Source organism: Mizugakiibacter sp., assembly GCF_039680435.1.
Lineage (GTDB): Bacteria > Pseudomonadota > Gammaproteobacteria > Xanthomonadales > Rhodanobacteraceae > Mizugakiibacter.
Genome location: NZ_JBDKSX010000109.1, coordinates 23,337 through 43,560 on the forward strand (window position 1 = coordinate 23,337; position 20,224 = coordinate 43,560).

At 72.3% G+C, this 20,224-nt stretch carries 14 protein-coding genes; 7 read left to right on the top strand and 7 right to left on the bottom strand.

What is annotated here, in order from left to right:
* Nucleotide 1: 1 nt before the first annotated feature.
* Nucleotides 2-1,717, bottom strand: a complete 1,716-nt coding sequence (gene gspE, locus ABFC67_RS11770; protein WP_346738234.1) for a type II secretion system ATPase GspE — start codon at nucleotides 1,715-1,717, stop codon at nucleotides 2-4.
* Nucleotides 1,718-2,180: 463 nt separating this feature from the next.
* Here gspE and ABFC67_RS11775 point away from each other — a divergent pair, with 463 nt between their 5' ends.
* The 3 genes from ABFC67_RS11775 (at nucleotide 2,181) to ABFC67_RS11785 (ending at nucleotide 5,609) form a co-directional block, all read left to right on the top strand.
* On the top strand, nucleotides 2,181-3,116 hold the full coding sequence (locus ABFC67_RS11775) for a hypothetical protein (RefSeq protein ID WP_346738221.1): 936 nt from the start codon (nucleotides 2,181-2,183) through the stop codon (nucleotides 3,114-3,116).
* 99 nt (nucleotides 3,117-3,215) lie between these two features.
* Nucleotides 3,216-3,737 carry a nuclear transport factor 2 family protein gene (locus ABFC67_RS11780; RefSeq protein ID WP_346738222.1) on the top strand — a complete coding sequence of 174 codons (522 nt, stop codon included), beginning with the start codon at nucleotides 3,216-3,218 and terminating at the stop codon, nucleotides 3,735-3,737.
* A 138-nt stretch (nucleotides 3,738-3,875) separates the two neighbouring features.
* Nucleotides 3,876-5,609 (top strand): M28 family metallopeptidase, encoded by a 1,734-nt coding sequence (locus ABFC67_RS11785; protein WP_346738223.1) that lies wholly within the window; start codon nucleotides 3,876-3,878, stop codon nucleotides 5,607-5,609.
* Nucleotides 5,610-5,793: 184 nt separating this feature from the next.
* Here ABFC67_RS11785 and ABFC67_RS11790 read toward each other — a convergent pair whose 3' ends face one another.
* From ABFC67_RS11790 to ABFC67_RS11800, 3 genes are all read right to left on the bottom strand, one after another.
* Nucleotides 5,794-6,720, bottom strand: coding sequence for a DMT family transporter (locus ABFC67_RS11790; RefSeq protein ID WP_346738224.1), 927 nt, complete (start codon nucleotides 6,718-6,720; stop codon nucleotides 5,794-5,796).
* Complete coding sequence (purL, locus tag ABFC67_RS11795) at nucleotides 6,717-10,580, bottom strand: phosphoribosylformylglycinamidine synthase (protein WP_346738225.1); 3,864 nt, start codon at nucleotides 10,578-10,580, stop codon at nucleotides 6,717-6,719. The genes ABFC67_RS11790 and purL overlap by 4 nt, the downstream gene beginning before the upstream one ends.
* 72 nt (nucleotides 10,581-10,652) lie before the next feature.
* On the bottom strand, nucleotides 10,653-11,414 hold the full coding sequence (locus tag ABFC67_RS11800) for a DsbC family protein (RefSeq protein ID WP_346738226.1): 762 nt from the start codon (nucleotides 11,412-11,414) through the stop codon (nucleotides 10,653-10,655).
* A 177-nt stretch (nucleotides 11,415-11,591) separates the two neighbouring features.
* Here ABFC67_RS11800 and ABFC67_RS11805 point away from each other — a divergent pair, with 177 nt between their 5' ends.
* Entirely contained in the window at nucleotides 11,592-14,144 is a 2,553-nt protein-coding gene (locus ABFC67_RS11805; protein WP_346738227.1) for a cation-translocating P-type ATPase, read from the top strand.
* A gap of 28 nt (nucleotides 14,145-14,172) precedes the next feature.
* Here the strand turns inward: ABFC67_RS11805 and xerD are convergent, their stop codons facing one another.
* Entirely contained in the window at nucleotides 14,173-15,090 is a 918-nt protein-coding gene (gene xerD / locus ABFC67_RS11810) for a site-specific tyrosine recombinase XerD (RefSeq protein ID WP_346738228.1), read from the bottom strand.
* Between the two features lie 55 nt (nucleotides 15,091-15,145).
* Here xerD and ABFC67_RS11815 point away from each other — a divergent pair, with 55 nt between their 5' ends.
* On the top strand, nucleotides 15,146-15,649 hold the full coding sequence (locus ABFC67_RS11815; RefSeq protein WP_346738229.1) for an RDD family protein: 504 nt from the start codon (nucleotides 15,146-15,148) through the stop codon (nucleotides 15,647-15,649).
* Nucleotides 15,650-15,757: 108 nt separating this feature from the next.
* Here the strand turns inward: ABFC67_RS11815 and lptG are convergent, their stop codons facing one another.
* Both lptG and lptF read right to left on the bottom strand, forming a co-directional pair.
* On the bottom strand, nucleotides 15,758-16,864 hold the full coding sequence (gene lptG, locus ABFC67_RS11820) for an LPS export ABC transporter permease LptG (RefSeq protein WP_346738230.1): 1,107 nt from the start codon (nucleotides 16,862-16,864) through the stop codon (nucleotides 15,758-15,760).
* Entirely contained in the window at nucleotides 16,864-17,967 is a 1,104-nt protein-coding gene (lptF, locus tag ABFC67_RS11825) for an LPS export ABC transporter permease LptF (protein WP_346738231.1), read from the bottom strand. The genes lptG and lptF overlap by 1 nt, the downstream gene beginning before the upstream one ends.
* 97 nt (nucleotides 17,968-18,064) lie before the next feature.
* Between lptF and ABFC67_RS11830 the strand changes: the two genes are divergently transcribed.
* On the top strand, nucleotides 18,065-19,552 hold the full coding sequence (locus ABFC67_RS11830) for a leucyl aminopeptidase (RefSeq protein ID WP_346738232.1): 1,488 nt from the start codon (nucleotides 18,065-18,067) through the stop codon (nucleotides 19,550-19,552).
* 171 nt (nucleotides 19,553-19,723) lie between these two features.
* On the top strand, nucleotides 19,724-20,143 hold the full coding sequence (locus tag ABFC67_RS11835; RefSeq protein WP_346738233.1) for a DNA polymerase III subunit chi: 420 nt from the start codon (nucleotides 19,724-19,726) through the stop codon (nucleotides 20,141-20,143).
* Nucleotides 20,144-20,224: the final 81 nt, after the last annotated feature.

A 20,224-nucleotide genomic window follows, 5' to 3' on the forward strand; every position in this document is an offset into this window, starting at 1 on the left:
CTCAGTTCTCCTGCGTCACGCGCAGCACTTCCTCGATCGTGGTGACGCCGGACAGCGCCTTGGCGAGGCCGTCCTCGTACATCGTGCGCATGCCTTCCTCGCGCGCCAGCGCCTCGACGCGGCCGGTGTCGGCGCGCTGCATCACCAGGCGGCGCAGCGGATCGGACATCACCAGCAGCTCCATGATCGTGGTGCGGCCGTAGTAGCCGGTCGGGTTGGCGGCGGAGCTGCCGGGCCGCCACAGGCGGATCGGGCGTTCGCTCGTGTAGCGGTCGAGGTGGAATTCCTCGATCACCTCGGGCAGCGCCTCGTACGGCTCGGCGGTGGCCGGATCGAGCCTGCGCACCAGGCGCTGGGCGAGGATGCCGTTGACGGTGGAGGCGAGCAGGTAGTCTTCCACGCCCATGTCGAGCAGGCGCGTCACGCCGCCGGCGGCGCTGTTGGTGTGCAGCGTGGAGAGCACCAGGTGGCCGGTCAGCGCGGACTGGATGGCGATGCGGCAGGTTTCCAGATCGCGCATCTCGCCGATCATGATCGTGTCCGGGTCCTGGCGCACGATCGAGCGCAAGGCGCCGGCGAAGTCCAGGCCGATCTGCGGCTTCACCTGGATCTGGTTGATGCCCTCGAGCTGGTACTCGACCGGATCCTCGACGGTGATGATCTTGACGTCCGGCGTGTTGATGCGCGACAGCGCGGTGTACAGCGTGGTGGTCTTGCCCGAGCCGGTGGGGCCGGTCACCAGCAGGATGCCGTTCGGCCGCTCCAGCAGTTCGATGAAGCGCGACAGCAGCGGCTCGGTGAAGCCGAGCGCGTCGAAGTCGAACACCACGTTGCCGCGGTCGAGGATGCGCATCACCACCGACTCGCCGAAGCTGGTCGGCATGGTCGACACGCGCAGGTCGAGCTCCTTGCCCTGCACGCGCAGCATGATGCGGCCGTCCTGCGGCAGGCGGCGTTCGGCGATGTTGAGCTTGGCCATGATCTTGACGCGCGAGATCACCGCCGCGGTGGAGGCCGCCGGCGGCGACTCCACCTCGTGCAGCACGCCGTCGATGCGGTAACGCACCTTCAGGCGGTTCTCGAACGGCTCGATGTGGATGTCGGAGGCGCGCTGCTCGACCGCGCGCTGGATCAGCAGGTTGACCAGGCGGATCACCGGCGCCTCGGAGGCGAGGTCGCGCAGGTGCTCGATGTCGTCCTCGCCGCGCGCGCCCTCGTCGGCAAGGTTCTCGACGATCGTGCCCATCGCCGAGCGGCCCTGGCCGTAGTGGCGCTCGATCAGGTCGTCGATCTCGGCGCGCACGCCGACGCGCAGCGCCACCGGCTTGCCGGCGGCCAGCGCCACCGCCTGCGCGGGATAGGGATCGGCCGGGTCGGCCACCAGCAGTTCCAGCGTGCCGTCGCGCTCGGCCAGCGGCACCACGTGGTGCTGCTTGAGGAAGCGCGCGGGCAACGCCAGCTCGGGCGGCGCCTCGGGGGCGTCCTTGGCGGAAACGAGCGGCAGGTCCAGCAGTTCGGCCCAGGTCTCCGCCATGTCGCGCTCGGACACCAGGCCGAGGCGGGTCAGCAGCGCGGTCAGGGTGCCCTCGGGCGATTCCTCGTGGACGCGGCGCGCGCGCGCCAGGTCGGACTCCTTCAGGCGCCCGCGCTCGACCAGCCGCGCGCACACGCGCGCCTCGTCGGCGCCCGCGCCCGCTTCCGCCTTGTCCACGACCATGTCGATGGTCATCGCCCGCCGTCCTCCGCACCGCCCGCGCCGACGGCGCCGGCCTCCCGGGCGGCCGAGTCTAGCACCCGCCCCGTGAGGGCACGGTTGCGTGCAGGCAGGCGCCGACCTACGAAAAATTCCTACTCCGCCCGCCCGATTTCCGGCCTATACCCGGTGCGGGGAGTCGTACTGCTGTCGACGTCGCACGCCGCCGCTGCGCGGCGCCGCGCGACGGAAGCCAATTTCGGAATTCGATAACCAAAAGATCACGGACGCGAACCTACTTCGGCCGTTCCCAGGGGGATCCGCGGCGGCAACGCCCGTGCCCCACGCACACGCGTGGAGCCGGCCAGGCACCATCGCCGCGGATAGCGGTGCTCCGCACCGCCAAGGGAACGCCGGGCATCACTCGGCTGGCAGCGGTTTCGGCTTGACCCCGTCGTTGCACATCCACCACTGGGAGTTGGGGCTCATGCGTTTCACCAAGACTGTTCTCGTTTCCTGTCTCGCGTCCGCGCTGTTCCTGTTCGGATCCGCCCACGCCGCCACCGTGCTGCAGGCGGCCCACGGCGACGAGCAGGAGCTGGCGCCGACCGGCAAGGGCTACGGCGTGCCGTTCGCGCATCCGTCCGCGTTCGCCAAGTCGACCGGCGGCGCCAAGACCACCAACAACGGCATCGTCTATCACGGCGGTCCGGTGATGCTCGGCACCACCAACGTCTACTACATCTGGTACGGCAACTGGTCCGGCAATACCGCCGGCACCATCCTGACCAATCTGGCGCAGTCGATGGGCGGTTCGCCCTACTTCAACATCAACACCACCTACTACGACGGCAGCAACACCCACGTCTCCAACGCCGTCAACTACGTCAAGGCGACCAACGACAACTACTCGCTCGGCACGGCGCTGGGCGACGCCGACATCCAGACCATCGTCAGCAACGCGATCAGCTCGGGCGCGCTGCCGAAGGACACCAACGCGGTGTACTTCGTGCTGACCTCGGCGGACGTCAACGAGACCTCCGGCTTCTGCACGCAGTACTGCGGCTGGCACACCCACGGCTCGATCCTTGGTTCCGACATCAAGTACTCGTTCATCGGCAACCCGGACCGCTGCCCGTCGTCCTGCGCGGCGCAGACCACCAGCCCGAACGGCAACGCCGGCGCGGACGGCATGGCCAGCATCATCTCGCACGAGTTGGAAGAGGCCGTCACCGATCCGGACCTGAACGCGTGGTACGACCGTCGCGGCCAGGAGAACGCCGACAAGTGCGCCTGGACCTTCGGCACCGAATACACGGTGGCCAACGGCTCGAAGGCCAACATGAACCTGGGCGGCATGGACTACCTGATCCAGCAGAACTGGGTGAACGCGGGCGGCGGCTACTGCGCGCTGCACCTGTGATCGACTGAAGCGAACGCCGGCGCCGCGGCGCGGTCCCACCAGGACCGGCCGCGGCGTCGCCATCTGCGGCTCCCGCACGATCGAGGAAGGAACGCGACCATGCGCACCATCGTCCGTGCCCGCAGCGCCGCGCTGGCGGCGCTGCTCGCCTGCGCCACCGTCGCCGCACCGGACGCCGGGCCCGGCCCGCAGCGCATCCCCACGGTCAGCCGCGCGGCGATGCTGTTCGCCGGCTTCGAGCGCGACCTCGGCGACGCCCTGCGCACGCGCGATGCCGCCCGCCTCAAGCGGCTGCTGGCCGAGGATTTCGAACAGCGCGACGCCCGCGCGCCCGACACGCCCACCCCGCGCGCCGACTGGCTCGCGCACCTGCCGCCCGCGCTTGCCGACGCCGAGCAGGAACGCTTCGCCGTGCACGACTACGGCGACACCGCGGTGGTGAGCTTCGCGCTCGTCCCGCAGGCGACCGACAAGAACGCAGCGGCCCCGTACTTCGTGGTGGACGTCTGGCGCAAGGCCGGCGAGTACTGGCAGCTCGCAGTGCGCTACATCGGCGCGGACGGCGCCGGCATCGCGTATCCGGGCAGCGCGCCCGCCGCGGCGCCGCCGAAGAAGATCTGACCGCGCTGCGAACGGCGCCCCGGCGCCATCCCCGCGCACGCGGGCATCCATGGGATGCCGCGTCGACGGTCGCCGTGCTGGACAGCACCGCGCGCCGGCGCTAGAACCGCACGATCCCCCGCCCCCCGGAGAGCGATCATGCGCCGCCTCGCCACCGCCCTCGCCTGTCTCGCCGGCCTCGGCCTCGCCGCCTGCCAGCGGCAGAGCGCCCCGCCGGCCGCATCCACGCCGCCACCGGCCGCCAGCGCCGCGGCGCCCGCGCCGCCGGCGCCGGTCGCGCTCGCGCCGCAGATCGGCGCCGACGCGTTCCGGGCCTACGACCGGACGCTCGCCGCAGACGACTTCCAGGGCCGCAAGCCCGGCACCGAAGGCGAACAGAAGACCACCGCCTGGCTGGTCGAGCAGTTCAAGCGCATGGGCCTGGAGCCCGGCAACCACGGCGACTGGTTCCAGACCGTGCCGACCGATTCCACGGAACTGCTCAACACCGACGTCGCGATGACGGTGACGGCGAAGGGCAAATCCGACCGCTTCGCCAACCGCGCCGACATGATGGTGGAGACGCTGCAGGCGAAACCGTCGGTCAGCCTGAGGAACTCGTCGATCGTGTTCCTCGGCTACGGCGCGATCGCGCCGAACTGGGGCTGGAACGACTACGCCGGCATCGACGTGAAGGGCAAGACGGTGATCGTGCTGGTCAACGATCCCGGCTTCGCGACCGGCGATCCCAAGCTGTTCAACGGCCGCGCCATGACCTACTACGGCCGCTGGATGTACAAGTACGAGGAGGCCGCGCGCCAGGGCGCCGCCGCCTGCTTCGTCGTGCACACCAGCGACGACGCGGCGGGCTATCCGTGGAGCGTGGTCGTCAACAGCGGCTCGGGCCCGCAGCTCGGCCTGCCCGCGAGCGTCGATCCCGCGCCGCGCCTGCCGGTGGCCGGCTGGCTGACTCGCGACGCCGCCAAGCGCCTGTTCGCCGACGCCGGCCTCGACTTCGACGCGCTGGAGAAACAGGCCGCGCAGCGCGGCTTCAAGCCGGTGCCGCTGCAGGCCACCGCCTCGCTGACGCTGAAGAACCGCATCGGCCGCTTCGAGTCGCACAACGTGGTGGCGATGGTGAAGGGCAGCACGCATCCCGACGAGGCGGTGATCTACACCGCGCACTGGGACCACCTCGGCATGGATCCGAAGCGCGAGGGGCATCAGGTGTTCAGCGGCGCGGTCGACAACGGCACCGGCCTGTCGATGCTGTTGATGATCGCCGACGCCTTCGCGCACCAGCCGACGCCGCCCGAACGCAGCGTGCTGTTCTTCATGCCGACGCTGGAGGAATCCGGCCTGCTCGGCTCGAAGTACTACGTGGCGAAGCCGGTGTTCCCGCTGGACAAGACCGTCGCCGACCTCGCCGTCGACGCGCTGCCGCCGGTCGGCCGCGCGCGCGACATGACCGTGATCGGCAAGGGCCAGTCGCAGCTGGAGGACCTGCTGGCCGACGTGCTGAAGTCGCAGGACCGCGTGATCTCCGGCGAGACTACGCCGGAGAACGGCTTCTACTTCCGCTCCGACCACTTCAACTTCGCCAAGGCCGGCGTGCCGGCGATGCTGGCCAGCTCCGGCCTCGACCTGCTGGACGGCGGCGAGGCCGCCGGCAAGGCTGCGGCGGCGGACTACACCGCGCACCGCTACCACACGCCGAACGACGTGTTCGACCCGAACTGGAATCTCGATGGCATCCTCGAGGACACGCAGGCCTACTACGAACTGGGCGAACGGCTGGCGAAGAGCGGCGTGTGGCCGCGGTGGTATCCCGACAGCCCGTTCGGCGCCAAGCGCGAAGCGATGCCAAAGGGCGAGGACGCGCACGCGAAGTAACGCAAGAACGCGACGCGCCATTCTTGCCCTCCTCTCCCGCCTCCGGCGGGAGAGGGTCGGGGTGAGGGTGGCGGCGCCGCAGGCGCCGGTCGAAACGTTCCGGGGTCGCCTGCACGCAGGCTCCTACAACGACGCCGCGCGGGGAACAGGGCGCCTGCACGCAGGCTCCTGCCGTGCCGTGCGCTCAGATCTCGTGATGCACCGACTCCGCGGTGAGTGCGGCGTCGGCCTTGTCGCGGCGGCGCGGCATCAGCTCGACCAGGTACATCGCCGACAGCACCAGCGCGCCGCCGGCGAGCATGCGCCAGGTCAGCACGTCGCTGCCGAAGGCGACGGCGAAGGCGGCGGCGAACACCGGCTCGGTGGTCATCACGATCGCGGCACGGGTCGCCGGCAGGTGCGCCTGCGCCCAGGTCTGCATCAGCATCGCGCCGGCGCCGGCGATCAGCGCCATGTACAGCACGGCGATCCAGGCGGCGCGGTCCGGCGGCAGCACCGGGCCGCGTGGCGCGGTGGCGAGCAGGCAGACCAGCGCGATCGCCACCATCTGCACCGCCGACATGCCGAACGCTTCCTCGGGCCGCGACCACTGGCCGAGGCCGACGATGTGCAGCGCGTACAGCAGCGCCGAGGCCAGCGTCAGCCATACGCCGAGGTCCACCGAGAAACCGTTCAGCGACAGCAGCGCCAGGCCCGCGGTGGCCAGCAGCACGGCCAGCCACACGACGCCGGCCATGCGCTGGCGCAGCAGCACGGTGGCGAGGATCGGCGTGAACACCACGTACATGCCGGTGGCGAAGCCGCTGACGCTGGGCGCGATCAGCGCCAGCCCCCAGGTCTGCAGCAACTGGCCGGCGCCGTAGACCGTGCCGAGCAGCAGCGCGCGGCCGACCTGCAGGCGCGACATTCGCTGCAGCGGCCGCGCGAACAGCAGCGCCATCGCCGCCGCCGCGATCGCGAAGCGCACGGCGAGGAAATCCGCCACCGGCATGCGCCCGACCACGTCCTTGATCAGCACGAAGGTCGAGCCCCACACCGCGGTCAGCGCCAGCAGGCCGAGCGTGGCGAGCGCGCGCAGGCGCGCCGGGGTGCGCTGTGCGACCGCGCTCAACCCACCCACGCCCGCGCGTTGCGGAACATGCGCATCCACGGCGAATCCTCGCCCCAGGTGTCGGGATGCCAGCTCATCTGCACGCTGCGCGCGACGCGCTCGGGATGCGGCATCAGGATGGTGACGCGACCGTCGGCGGCGGTGAAGCCGGTGTAGCCGCCGGGCGAGCCGTTCGGGTTGAGCGGATAGTTCTCGGTCGGCTTGCCGCGGTTGTCGATATAGCGCAGGCAGGCGCCGCTCCTGGTCGGCTTGGCGTCGTGCGCGAACTCGACGCGGCCCTCGCCGTGCGAAACCGCGACCGGGATGCGCGAACCCGCCATGCCGCGCAGGAGGATCGACGGCGACTCCAGCACCTCGACGGTGACCAGGCGCGCCTCGTACTGCTCGGAAGCGTTGCGCTTGAAGCGCGGCCAGTGCGCCGCGCCGGGGATGATCGGCGCCAGTTCGGCCAACGCCTGGCAGCCGTTGCACACGCCCAGCGCGAAGCGCCCGGGATCGGCGAAGAACAGCTCGAACTGCGTGCGCAGCGCCTCGTTGTACAGGATCGAGGTGGCCCAGCCGCGGCCGGCGCCGAGCACGTCGCCGTAGGAGAAGCCGCCGGGCGCGGCGAAGCCGACGAAGTCGGCGAGGTTGCGCCGGCCGCTCTGCAGGTCGGTCATGTGCACGTCGACCGCCTCGAAGCCGGCGCGGGCAAGGGCCGCCGCCATCTCGACCTGGCCGTTGACGCCCTGGTCGCGCAGCACCGCGACGCGCGGCCGCGCGCCCTTGCCGACGTACGGCGCGGCGACGTCCTCGGCGGGATCGAAAGCGAGCCTGGGGCTGAGTCCCGGATCGGCGTCGTCGGTGCGCCACACGCGCTCCATGTCCGCGCTGGCGGGGTTGTCGCGCCGGCGCTGCATGGCGTGGCTGGTTTCGTTCCACGCGGTGATCAGCTGGGTCCAGTTCCACTTCGCGATCGGATCGCCGCCGAGGCGCAGCTTGATGCCGAGCTTTTCCTTGGGCCGGCCGACCACGTGCGCCAGCGCGCCGATGCCGTGCTGCGCCAGCAGCGCGGCGAACGTGTCGTGGTCGCGCGTGCGCACCTGCACGACCGCGCCCAGCTCCTCGTTGAACAGCGCGTGCAGGGCATTCTCGGCCCAGCCGTCGAGATGGATCTCCAGGCCGACGTGGCCGGCGAAGGCCATCTCCAGCAGGCTGACGATCACGCCGCCGTCGGAGCGGTCGTGGTAGGCCAGCAGCAGGCCGTCGCGGTTCGCCTGCTGGATCGCGGCGAAGAACGCCTTCAGGCGCTGCGCATCGTCGAGGTCGGGCGGCACGCCGCCGCCGCGGTTGAACGCCTGGGTCAGCGCGGAGCCGCCGAGGCGGTCGCGGCCGGCGCCGAGGTCGAGCAGCCAAAGCTCGGACTCGCCCTGGTCGAGCCGCAGCTGCGGGGTGAGCGCGCGGCGCGCGTCGACGACGCGCGCGAACGCGGTGACGACCAGCGACACTGGCGCGACCGTGCGCTGCTCGCGCTCGCCGTCGTTCCACACGGCCTGCATCGACAGCGAGTCCTTGCCGACCGGGATGGCGATGCCGAGCGCCGGGCACAGCGCCTTGCCGACCGCCTGCACCGCGTCGTACAGCGCGGCGTCCTCGCCGGGCTGGCCGACCGCGGCCATCCAGTTCGCCGACAGGCGCACTTCGCCGAGGTCGGCGACCGGCGCGGCGGCGAGGTTGGTGATCGCCTCGCCGACCGCGAGCCTTGCGGCGTCGGCGCTGCCGAGCAGCGCCACCGGCGTGCGCTCGGCCATCGCCATCGCCTCGCCGGCATAGCCCTCGAAATCGGCCAGCGTCACCGCGCAGTCGGCCACCGGCACCTGCCACGGACCGACCATCGGGTCGCGCGAGCACAGGCCGCCGACGGTGCGGTCGCCGATGGTGATCAGGAACGACTTGCTGCCCACCGCGGGCAGGCGCAGCACGCGCGCGATGGCCTCGTCGAGGGTGATGCCGGAGAGATCCGGCACCAGGTCGACGCGCGGCTTCTTGCGCGTGGCGTCGCGGTGCATGCGCGGCGGCTTGCCGAACAGCGTGTCCAGCGACAGATCGATGACGACCGTGCTCGTGCGCGGATCCTCGACCCGCAGCACGTGTTCCGCGGTGGCCGTGCCGACCACCGCGTACGGGCAGCGCTCGCGCTCGCAGATCGCCTTGAACAGCGGCAGGTCGGCGGCGCGCAGGCCGAGCACGTAGCGCTCCTGCGATTCGTTGCACCACACCTGCATCGGCGACAGGTGCGGGTCGTCGCAGGGGATGCGGCTCAGGTCGATGCGCCCGCCGACGCCGGAGTCGTGCAGGATCTCGGGGATCGCGTTGGACAGGCCGCCGGCGCCGACGTCGTGGATGCTGACGATCGGGTTGGCCTCGCCGCGCGCCCAGCAGGCGTCGATCACTTCCTGGCAGCGGCGCTGCATCTCCGGGTTGTCGCGCTGCACCGAGGCGAAGTCGAGGTCCTCGCTGCTGGTGCCCGACGCCATCGACGAGGCGGCGCCGCCGCCCAGGCCGATCAGCATCGCCGGGCCGCCCAGCACGACCACCCGGTCGCCCGGTTCGAGCGTGCCCTTGGCGACATGCATGCGGCGCAGGTTGGCCAGGCCACCGGCGATCATGATCGGCTTGTCGTAGCCGCGGCGCACGCCGGGCTCGCCGGTTTCCTGCTCGAAGGTGCGGAAGTAGCCGCCCAGCGCGGGGCGGCCGAACTCGTTGTTGAAGGCGGCGGCGCCGAGCGGGCCGTCGCGCATGATCTCGAACGCCGAGGCCATGCGCGGCGGCAGCGGGCGCTCGCCCTCCCACGGCCGCGCCAGGCCGGGGATGCGCAGATGCGACACGCAGAAACCGCTCAGCCCGGCCTTCGGCTTGCCGCCGCGGCCGGTGGCGCCCTCGTCGCGGATCTCGCCGCCGGCGCCGGTGGAGGCGCCGGGGAACGGCGCGATCGCGGTCGGATGGTTGTGCGTCTCGACCTTGATCGCGTAGTCGATGGTTTCCGCATGCGCGCGCCAGACGCCGTCGGCGGGATCGGCGAAGAAGCGCCGGCCGGCGCTGCCCTCGATCACCGCGGCGTTGTCCTTGTAGGCGGACAGCGTGTGCGCGGGCGCGCTGGCGTGGGTGTGCTTGATCATCGCGAACAGCGATTCCGGCGCGGGCGCGCCGTCCACCGTCCAGCTCGCGTTGAACACCTTGTGCCGGCAGTGCTCGGAGTTCGCCTGCGCGAACATCATCAGTTCGGCATCGGACGGATCGCGGCCGAGCGCGCGGTAGGCGTCGGCGAGATAGGCGATCTCGTCCGCCGCCAGCGCCAGGCCGAGCGCGCGGTTGGCGCTTTCCAGCGCCGCCGCCGGGTCGGCGCCCAGCGCGATGCGCCCCAGCGGCCCGGGGCTGCCGGCGAGGAACAGGCGCTCGGCGTCGGCCAGCGCAGCCAGCACCGACTGCGTCATCGGATCGTGCAGCGCGCGCGCGATCGCCGCGTGCGCCGGCGTGCCCGCGGCGGGCATGCCGGCGAGCAGGAACGCCACGCCGCGCTCGACGCGCTTCACCTCGAAGCCGCAGCCCTTCAGGATGTCGGTGGCCTTGGACGACCACGGCGAGATCGTGCCGAGGCGCGGCACCACCCACAGCGTGGCCGGCTCCGGCGCCGCCGGCTTCGCCTGCAGCACCTCGACCAGGCGCGCGCGCGCGGCGGCGTCCGGCGCCTGCGTCGCGTCGACGAAGTAGGTGAACCAGGCGCCGCGCACGCGCGCGCCGCGCTCGATGGCGGCGAGGCTGGCGTTGAGGCGGTCGAGACGGAACGGCGAAAGGGCGCTCTGGCCGTCGAAGACGATCATGCCGGGGGCCGAAGGGGGCTCATGGGAGCCCCATATGGTACCCGATGCGCCGCCGCGGCGCGGGCCGCGGCCCTAGCCGCCGGCCTTGGCCGGCATGGCGTCGGCCTGCTGCAGCTTCTTCAGCAACTCGTCGGCGGTCATGTAGCCGCCGAGGATGTGGCCGTCGGCGCCGAACACGGTCGGCGTGCCGGGCAGGTCGATCCTGGCGCCCAGCGTGTATTCCTCGGCCACCGGGTTGTCGCAGGTCAGCGCCGGGATCTTCTCGCCGGCCATGGCGCGGGTCAGCGCGTCGCGCGGGTCCTTGGCGCACCACACCGACACCGCCTTGTCGTAGGACGGCGTGTGCAAGCCGCTGCGCGGGAAAGCGAGGTACTCGACGGCGATCCCCGCCTTCATGAAGTCCTGGATGTGCGAGTGCAGCTTGCGGCAGAACGGGCAGTCCGGATCGGTGAACACGACCACGCGGTACTTCGGATCCTGCGGGGCGAAGATCACCCGCTTGGAAGCCGGCACCCCGTCCAGCGCCGCCTTCACCATCGTCGCGGTGCGCGCCTCGGAAATGTTGGCACGGGTCTTGAGGTCGTAGACGTCGCCCTCGATCAGGTAGCGGCCATCGGTACTGACATAGATCACACGTCCGTCGGCAACGACCTGATAGAACCCGGGCAAGCCGGCCTGCTCGACCGCGCTGACCTGTACCTTCGGCGCGATCGCGTGGATCGCGTCGGCGACCGTCTGCTCGGGCGTCTTCGTCGGCGCGGGCGCTTGCGCCGCGGCGGCGACAGCCACGGCGCCGGCCACACACAGGGCAGCGGCAAGGAGGAATTTCGACATCGGCACGACCTCGCAGGAACGCCCCGGCCGGTGCGACCCGGGGCATGGCAAGGCGGAAGTGTACCCGAGCCGCGTGGCGGCTTCCCGTACGCCGGTCGCGGCGCGGCGCCAGGCCGCGTCCGGCCGGCCCGGCCGCGCCGGCGACGCCGCCGCAACCGCGCGCCAAGGAGGCAGCGCATGAACGACTTCTCGACACCCGACCTCTCCGGCCTGTCCGACCGGGAGGCCGCCGCGCGCCTGCACGACGAAGGCCCCAACGAACTGCCGCGCGACGGCCGGCGCTCGCTGCCGCGGATCGTGCTGGAAGTGGTGCGCGAGCCGATGTTCGGCCTGCTGCTCGCCGCCGGCCTGATCTACCTCGTCCTCGGCAACCGCGGCGAGGCGGCGATGCTGCTGGTGTTCGCCTGCCTCTCGGTCGGCATCGCGATCGTGCAGGAGCACCGCAGCGAGCGCGTGCTGGAGGCGCTGCGCGACCTGACCAGCCCGCGCGCGCTGGTGGTGCGCGAGGGCCGGCGCCTGCGCATCGCCGGGCGCGAGGTCGTGCGCGGCGACCTGCTGGTGCTGGCCGAGGGCGACCGCGTCGCCGCCGACGCGCGGGTGCTGGAAGGCCACGAACTCGCCGCCGACGAATCGCTGCTGACCGGCGAATCCGCGCCGGTGCGCAAGCGCAGCGCCGACGCCGATGCGGAGCTGCCGGCCGCGCGGCCGGGCGGCGACGACCTGCCGTTCGTCTATTCCGGCACGCTGCTGGTGCGCGGCCACGGCCTGGCGCGCGTCACCGCGACCGGCGCGCGCAGCGAGATCGGCCGCATCGGCGTCGCGCTGGGCCGCATCGAGCACGCGCCGACCCGGCTCAGCCGGCAGACCCGCCACGTGGTGCGCGCGTTCGGCCTGACCGGCCTCGCGCTCAGCACGCTGGCCGTGCTGCTGTATGGCCTCTTGCGCGACGGCTGGATGAACGCGGTGCTGGCCGGCATCGCGCTCGGCATGTCGATGCTGCCGGAGGAATTCCCGCTGGTGCTGAGCGTGTTCATGGTGATGGGCGCGTGGCGCATCTCGAAGGCACGCGTGCTGACCCGGCGCGCGGCCACCATCGAGACGCTCGGCGCCGCCACCGTGCTGTGCGCGGACAAGACCGGCACGCTGACCCAGAACCGCATGCGCATCGCCGAGCTGTGCGTGGACGGCGAGGTGTTCCGGCCCACCCCGCTCGACGACGGCGACCTGCCGGAAACGTTCCACCCGCTGGTCGAGTACGCGATCCTGGCCAGCGTGCCGGATCCGTTCGACCCGATGGAGCGCGCCGTGCACGCGCTGGGCGGCGAGCGCCTGGCCGGCACCGAGCACCTGCACGGCGAATGGCGGCTGGCGCGCGAGTACGCGCTGGACGCCGGGCTGCTGGCGATGACCCAGGCGTGGCGCGCCGAGGACGAGGAGACGTTCGTGGTCGCCGCCAAGGGCGCGCCGGAGGCGATCGTCGACCTGTGCCACCTCGACGCGAACGCGGCCGCCACGGCGCTGCGCGACGCCGACGCCATGGCGCGCCGCGGCATGCGCGTGCTCGGCGTGGCGCAAGCGCGCCACCGCGGCGAGGCCTGGCCGCCTTCGCAGCACGACTTCGCGTTCGCCTTCGTTGGCCTGGTCGGCCTGGCCGACCCGCTGCGTCCCGGCGCGGCGGACGCCGTGCGCGAGTGCCGCGCGGCCGGCATCCGCGTGGCGATGATCACCGGCGACTACCCGGCCACCGCGCGCGCGATCGCCGCCGAGGCCGGCATCGACGCGGCGCACACGATCACCGGCGACGAGCTCGAGCGCATGGAGGACTTCGAGCTGACCGAGCGCATCCGCGAGTGCAGCGTGTTCGCGCGCATCATGCCGGAGCAGAAGCTGCGCATCGTCGAGGCGCTGAAGGCCAACGGCGAGGTGGTGGCGATGACCGGCGACGGCGTCAACGACGCGCCGTCGCTGAAGGCCGCGCATATCGGCGTGGCGATGGGCGGACGCGGCACCGACGTGGCGCGCGAGGCCGCCGACCTGGTGCTGCTGGACGACGACTTCGGCTCGATCGTGCGCACCGTGCGGCTCGGCCGGCGCATCTACGACAACCTGCGCAAGGCGATGGGCTACATCCTCGCCGTGCACGTGCCGATCGCCGGGCTGGCGCTGCTGCCGCTGCTGGCCGGCACGCCGCTGGTGCTGGCGCCGGTGCACATCGCGTTCCTGGAGATGGTGATCGACCCGGCGTGCTCGATCGTGTTCGAGGCCGAGCGCGAGGAGAACGACATCATGCGCCGCCCGCCGCGCGCGCCGGAGACGCCGCTGTTCTCCGCCGTGCTGCTCGCGTGGAGCCTGCTGCAGGGGGCGCTGGCGCTGCTGCTGGTCGGCGCGGTGTACGCGGCGGCGCTGCGCGCGGGACTCGTCGACGGCCAGGTGCGCGCGCTGGCGTTCGTCGCGCTGGTCGCCTGCAACGTCGCGCTGATCCTCGGCAACCGCTCGCTGGACGGCGCGCTGACCACGACGCTGGCGCGCCCCAACCGCGCGCTGTGGTGGGTGCTGGGCGCGGCCACGGCGCTACTCGCGCTGACCTTGGCGTGGGCGCCGGCGCGCGCGCTGTTCCATTTCGCGCTGCCGCCGCCGGCCGGCCTGGGCGGCGCGCTCGCCGCCGGCGCCGTGCTGCTCGCCGCGCTTGCGCTGCTGAAGCCGCTGCTGCGCGCGCGTCTGGCGGCGTGAGCGCCGGCCCCGCGGCCGCGCGGCGCGGTCAGCCGCGCGGATGGTGCTGCGCGTGCAGGCGCTTGAGGCCTTCCTTGGCGACCAGCGTGTAGATCTGCGTGGTCGACAGCGAGCTGTGCCCGAGCAGCATCTGCAGCACGCGCAGGTCGGCGCCGTGGTTCAGCAGGTGGGTGGCGAACGAGTGCCGCAGCACGTGCGGCGAGATGCGCTTCGATTCGATGCCGGCCGCCAGCGCGTGCTTCTTCACCAGCGACCACGCCATCTGCCGGGTCATGCCCTCGCCGCGCCGCGACAGGAACAGCGCCGCCGGCAGGCGCCCGCGCGCCAGCGTCGGCCGCGCCTCGGCGAGATAGCGCTGCAGCCAGTCCTGCGCGACCTCGCCGACCGGCACCAGCCGCTCCTTGCCGCCCTTGCCGGTCACGCGCAGCACGCCCTGGCGCAGGTTCAGCGCGGCCAGCGGCAAGCCGACCAGCTCGCTGACGCGCAGGCCGGAGGCGTACATCAGCTCGAACATGGTGCGGTCGCGCAGGCCCAGCGGGGTGGCGTCGTCCGGCGCGCGCAGCAGCGACTCGACCTCGCGCTCGCTGAGCGCCTTGGGCAGGCCGCGCGGCAGCTTGGGCGGCTGCAGCAGCAGGGTCGGGTTGTCCGCGCCGGGCTGCACGCGCGCGCGATGCGCGTAGTAGCGGCGCAGCGCGCTCAGCAGGCGCGCGTTGCTGCGCGCCTTGACCTGCGCGGCGCCGCGCTCGCCGAGGTAGCGGAAGATGTCCTCGCGCGCGGCGTCGACCAGGCTGCGCCCGCGCGCGGCCTGCCAGCGTGCGAAGCCTTCGAGGTCGCTGCGATAGGCGGCCAGGGTCAGGTCGGCCAGCCCCTCCTCGGACCAGGCGCGCTCGAGGAACAGGTCGATGTCGGCCCGGTCGGCGGCGTCGATGCTTGCTTGCGTCTCCATCGCCGGCGATGCTGGCGCGTCCGCCGTCCGCGGCGCAAGCCCGCCGAAGCCCCCGATGAACGCCGCCGCTCCCGCCACCTCCGTTCCCGCGCCGCTGTGGCGCCGCCTCGCCGCGCTGGGCTACGACCTGGTGGCCGTGCTGGCGCTGGTGCTGGCGATCGGCCTGCTCTGCCAGCTCGCCGCCGGCGGCGAGCTGATCGCGACGCAGGGCGGGCACCTCGCCGCGCCGTGGTGGTACCCCGCGCTGCAGCTCGCCGCGGTCGCGACCTACTTCGCCCTGTCGTGGACGCGCGGCGGGCAGACGCTGGGCATGCGCCCGTGGCGCACGCGCGTGACCGCGGCCGGCGATGCGCTCGGCGCCGGCCGCGCGCTGGCGCGCTTCGCGCTGGCGGCCTCGCCCTTGCTGCTGCTGGCGCTGGGGCGCGCGCTCGACGCGCGCGGCGTGCTCGTCGCGATGGCCCTGGCGTGGGCGCTGGATTTCGCCGTCGCGCTCATCGACCGCCAGCGCCGCGCCCTGCACGACATCCTCGCCGGCACCGCGGTCGAACTGCGGCGCTGACAAACACGGCCATCGCCGGGCGGGCCTTGGCCCACCGTGGCATTCGCGGTGCCGGCGACGGGCGAGAGACGGCGGGCTGAAGCCTACCCTGCGGTCCCTCGCGCGGGATCAACCGAACTTGCGGAAATACAGCGTCGCCGCCACCGCCAGCACCAGCGCCGGCGCCAGGTTGGCCAACAGCGGCGGCGCGTCGTACACCGCACCCATGCTGACCAGCGCCTTCTGCAGGAAGAACCACACCACGCTCAGCAGCAGGCCGATGAACACGCGCTTGCCGAGGCCGCCCGAGCGCAGCGTGCCGAACGCGAACGGCAGCGCGCACATCACCAGCACCAGCACGTTCAGCGGATACAGCACGCGCCCCCACAGCGCGTTGGCGTAGGCGCCGGCGCTCTGGGCGTTGCTCTCGAGGTAGCGGATGTTGCGGCGCAGGTCGCGCACGGGGAGGTATTCGGGGTGCGCGACCGACAGCGCCAGCACGCGCGGATCGAGGCCCGAGTCCCAGCGCCGCTGCGCCGCCTGCGCGCTGCGCGCGGCGCCGTCGTGGAACGCGGTGGCGCGGACGTCGTACAGCGTCCACACGCCGTCGGCATGCTCGGCGCGGCGCGCGGTGGTCAGCGCGGTCAGGTTGCCGTCGGTGTCGAAGCCGTAGATGCGCACTTCGGCCAGCTCGACGCTGACGCGGTCGTGCTCGCGATGCGCCAGCGCGGCCTTGGCGTTGACGATGCTGCCGTTGTCGCGCGCCCACAGGCCGGTGCGCGTGGATGCGCCGAGGTTGCGCGCCTTCGCCTGCAACTGGATCGCGTCGGCGCGCTGCTGGCCGGCCGGCGCGACCGTCTCGCCGAGCGCCACCACCGCCAGCGCCAGCACCGCGACGGTACCGACGCCGGCCGCGGCGATGCGCAGCTTGGACATGCCGGCGGCGCGCAGCGCGGTCAGTTCGCCGCTGGCGGCGAGCCCGCCCAGTCCGAGCAGGCCGCCGATCAGCGCGGCGTTGCCGAACATTTCGTAGAAGCGCCGCGGCACCGTCAGCGCGATGTAGCCGATCGCCTGCGCCAGCGTGTAGCCGTTCTTGCCGATGCTGCCGAGCTGGCGCGCGAACTGGGTGAAGCTGTCGAAGCCGACCAGCAGCACCCAGGTCAGCAGCAGCGCGCCGAGCACGCCGGTGGCGACCAGGCGGTCGGCCTGTTTCAGGCGCGGCAGCGCGAACGCCATCAGCGAATCTCCCGCACGCGGCGCGGTGCGTATTGGCGCCAGAGCATCAGCGCCGCGACCGCGAACACCGCCAGGTGCACCGGCCACAGCCCGACCGCGGGGTCGAGTCGGCCCTTGACGATGCCCGCGCGCGCCAGCAGCAGCACGTTGGAATAGAGGAAGTAGCAGAGGATCGCGACCAGCATGCGCCCGTAGCGCGGCTCGCGCGGCGACTGCCGCGCCAGCGGCAGCGCCAGCGCCAGCAGCACCAGCCCGGTGAACGGCGCGCCGATGCGCCAGGCCAGCTCGGCATGCGCGCCGGGCTCGTCCTGCCGCCACAGCGCCGGCGTGGGCAGCGCGTGGTCGGGATCGTCGCCGTCGACGTCCTCCTGGTCCTGCGACAGCGCGAGGTCGTTGCGCGCGTAGCGCATCAGCCGCCAGTCGTCGTGGCCGCGCCGGCCCTCGAAGCGGTGGCCGTCGAACAGCGCGAGGAAGCGGTTGCCGCCCTGGCTCTCGTAGTACAGCTCGCCGCGCCTGGCGGTGACGATGTCGACGCGCTGGCTGCCGTCGGCGTCGGCGCGCTCGCTCTCGACGAACAGCTTGCCCAGCCTGGTGCCGTCGTTGCTCATGCTGTCGACGAAGATGATGCCGCTCTTGCCGGGCAATTCGACGAAGCGGCCGGGCTCGAGGCCCGCGGCGATGACCGAGCGGTTGGCTTGCTCGATCAGCGCGTCCGCGGTGCGCACCGACCACGGCCCCAGCCACAGCGACACCAGCGCGGTCGCCAGCGCCAGCGGCAGCGCGAGCAGGCCGACCGGTCGCAGCAGCCCCCCCGGCCCGAACCCGGACGAGGCCAGCACGTGCATCTCGCTGTCGCGCCAGACCCGGGACAGCGACTGCAGCGCGCCGAGGAACACCGCCAGCGGCACCACGAAGGTCAGCGTGTCGACCATGCGCAGGCCGAGCACCGGGAACATCACGCTGGCCGGATAGCGCCCGCCCGCGACCTTGCCGAGCACGTCGGCGAAGGTGCCGCCGACGGTGATCAGCAGCAGCACGGCGCCCACGGCGAGGATGCCGAGGCCGAGCTCGCGCAGCAGGTAACGGTCGAGAATGCGCAGCATGCGTTAGTATTTCGCTTTCATGGTTCGCCGCGCTGCGCGCGGCGAAGCGCCAAGTCTAGCCTGTCCGCCAGCGGCGGACCTCATTCCGGAAATGCCCATGACGCTGCAGTTCAGCCTCGATTCCGCCCACCCCGAGCTTGCCGACACCGCCTGCGCGGTGGTCGGCGTGTACGAGCACGGCGTGCTGTCCAGCGCCGCCGCGCGCATCGACGGCGCCGCACAGGGCGCGCTGAAACGCCTGATCGAAAGCGGCGACCTGACCGCCAAGGCCGGCGTCGCGCTGCCGCTGTTCGGCCTGCCCGGGGTGAAGGCGCCGCGCGTGCTGGTGGTCGGCCTCGGCGAGCAGAAGACGTTCGACGCCGCGCGCTTCCAGAAGATCAGCCTGGAGGCCGCGCGCGCGCTGAAGAGCCTGCCGGTGAAGAGCGCGACCTCGTGGCTGACCGCACTCGACGTGCCCGGCCGCGACGCCGCCTGGCGCGTGCGCACCGCCGCGCTCGCCGCCGACCACGCGGCCTACAAGTACACCGCGACGCTCAAGCCGAAGGCGGACAACGGCGCGCGCAACGTCCTCGAGCACGTCGCCTTCATCGCCGGCGACGACGCCCGCGACGGCCTCGCCCAAGCCGCGGCGATCGCCAAGGGCGTCGAGTTCGCGCGCGAACTCGGCAACCTGCCGCCGAACATCTGCACGCCGGCGCACATCGCCGCCGAGGCGAAGAAGATCGCCGACGCGCACGCCGGCGTGACGCTGGAAGTGCTCGAGCGCGCGGACATGGAAAAACTCGGCATGGGCGCGCTGCTCGGCGTGGCGCGCGGTTCGGCCAACCCGCCGAAGCTGATCGTGCTGCAGTGGAAGGGCGGCAAGACCGACGAGAAGCCGTACGCGCTGGTCGGCAAGGGCGTCACCTTCGACAGCGGCGGCCTGAGCCTCAAGCCGGGCGCCGGCATGGAGGAGATGAAGTTCGACATGTGCGGCGCCGCCGGCGTGCTCGGCGCGTTCCTCGCCGCGGCCGAGCTGAAGCTGCCGCTGAACCTGGTGTGCGTGGTGCCGTCGGTGGAGAACATGCCGGACGGCAACGCCTACCGCCCCAGCGACATCGTCACCAGCATGTCCGGCATCACCATCGAGGTACTGAACACCGACGCCGAGGGCCGCCTGATCCTGTGCGACGCGCTGAGCTACGCGCAGAAATTCCAGCCGCAGGCGATCGTCGACGCGGCGACCCTGACCGGCGCCTGCGTGGTCGCGCTGGGCAAGCACGCCAGCGGCCTGATGAGCAAGCACGACGACCTCGCCGAGCAGTTGCTCGCCGCCGGCGAGCGCACGCTCGACCGCGGCTGGCGCCTGCCGCTGTGGGACGACTACCAGACCCAGCTCGAATCCGGCTTCGCCGACGTCGCCAACATCGGCGGCAAGCCGGCCGGCGCGATCACCGCCGCCTGCTTCCTGGCGCGCTTCGCCGAAGGCCAGCGCTGGGCCCACCTCGACATCGCCGGCACCGCCTGGGAAGACGGCCGCAAGGGCCTCGCCACCGGCCGCCCGGTGCCGATGCTGGCGCAGTTCCTGATCGATCGCTGCGGCTGAGGTCGGGAAGCGGGAGAGGGGCGACGGGCGACGGGCGACGGGCGACGGGCGACGGGGGAGCATCGCATCCCCGCACGCGTCGTCACCGCGGAAACCGGCGCGACGATGATGTAGGCTCCCGTCCGATCGCCGCTGCCCCGCATCTCTCACGTCTCCCGTCTCCACGCTCCTATGCGCGCCGACTTCTACCTGATCGCCAAGCCGCGCTTCGCCGCGGAGCCGCTGCGGCTGGTTTGCGAGCTGGCCAAGAAGGCGCTGGCGGCGAAGCAGCCGATGCTGGTTTTGGTGCGTTCGCTGGAGCAGGCCGAGGCGCTGGACGAGTTGCTGTGGGCGTTCGACGAGGACGCCTTCATCCCGCACCAGATCGCCGGCGACGAGGACGATGCGGACACCGCGGTGCTGATCGTGCCGCCCGGCTTCGACGCATTCGACCGTCCGCTGGTGATCAACCTGCGCGACGCCTGCGCCGAGGGCCGCTACGAGCGCGTGCTGGAAGTGGTCGCCGCCGATCCCGCCGAGCGCGAAGGTTCGCGCGCGCGCTGGAGCGAGTACAAGCGCCGCGGCTTCGAGGTCGCCAAGCACGACATGTGAGCGCGGCGGCGACGCCACCGCTCGGAATGTAGGGTGGGCTTCAGCCCACCAGCGCAACGCCGCCGAACGAAGCGATGCAGC

Excerpts from the sequence above, each read along its gene's own strand:
- gspE (WP_346738234.1), bottom strand. The coding sequence starts at position 1,717 with ATGGTCGTGGACAAGGCGGAAGCGGGCGCGGGCGCCGACGAGGCGCGC.
- ABFC67_RS11775 (WP_346738221.1), top strand. The coding sequence starts at position 2,181 with ATGCGTTTCACCAAGACTGTTCTCGTTTCCTGTCTCGCGTCCGCGCTG.
- ABFC67_RS11780 (WP_346738222.1), top strand. The coding sequence starts at position 3,216 with ATGCGCACCATCGTCCGTGCCCGCAGCGCCGCGCTGGCGGCGCTGCTC.
- ABFC67_RS11785 (WP_346738223.1), top strand. The coding sequence starts at position 3,876 with ATGCGCCGCCTCGCCACCGCCCTCGCCTGTCTCGCCGGCCTCGGCCTC.
- purL (WP_346738225.1), bottom strand. The coding sequence starts at position 10,580 with ATGATCGTCTTCGACGGCCAGAGCGCCCTTTCGCCGTTCCGTCTCGAC.
- ABFC67_RS11800 (WP_346738226.1), bottom strand. The coding sequence starts at position 11,414 with ATGTCGAAATTCCTCCTTGCCGCTGCCCTGTGTGTGGCCGGCGCCGTG.
- ABFC67_RS11805 (WP_346738227.1), top strand. The coding sequence starts at position 11,592 with ATGAACGACTTCTCGACACCCGACCTCTCCGGCCTGTCCGACCGGGAG.
- xerD (WP_346738228.1), bottom strand. The coding sequence starts at position 15,090 with ATGGAGACGCAAGCAAGCATCGACGCCGCCGACCGGGCCGACATCGAC.
- ABFC67_RS11815 (WP_346738229.1), top strand. The coding sequence starts at position 15,146 with ATGAACGCCGCCGCTCCCGCCACCTCCGTTCCCGCGCCGCTGTGGCGC.
- lptG (WP_346738230.1), bottom strand. The coding sequence starts at position 16,864 with ATGGCGTTCGCGCTGCCGCGCCTGAAACAGGCCGACCGCCTGGTCGCC.
- lptF (WP_346738231.1), bottom strand. The coding sequence starts at position 17,967 with ATGCTGCGCATTCTCGACCGTTACCTGCTGCGCGAGCTCGGCCTCGGC.
- ABFC67_RS11830 (WP_346738232.1), top strand. The coding sequence starts at position 18,065 with ATGACGCTGCAGTTCAGCCTCGATTCCGCCCACCCCGAGCTTGCCGAC.
- ABFC67_RS11835 (WP_346738233.1), top strand. The coding sequence starts at position 19,724 with ATGCGCGCCGACTTCTACCTGATCGCCAAGCCGCGCTTCGCCGCGGAG.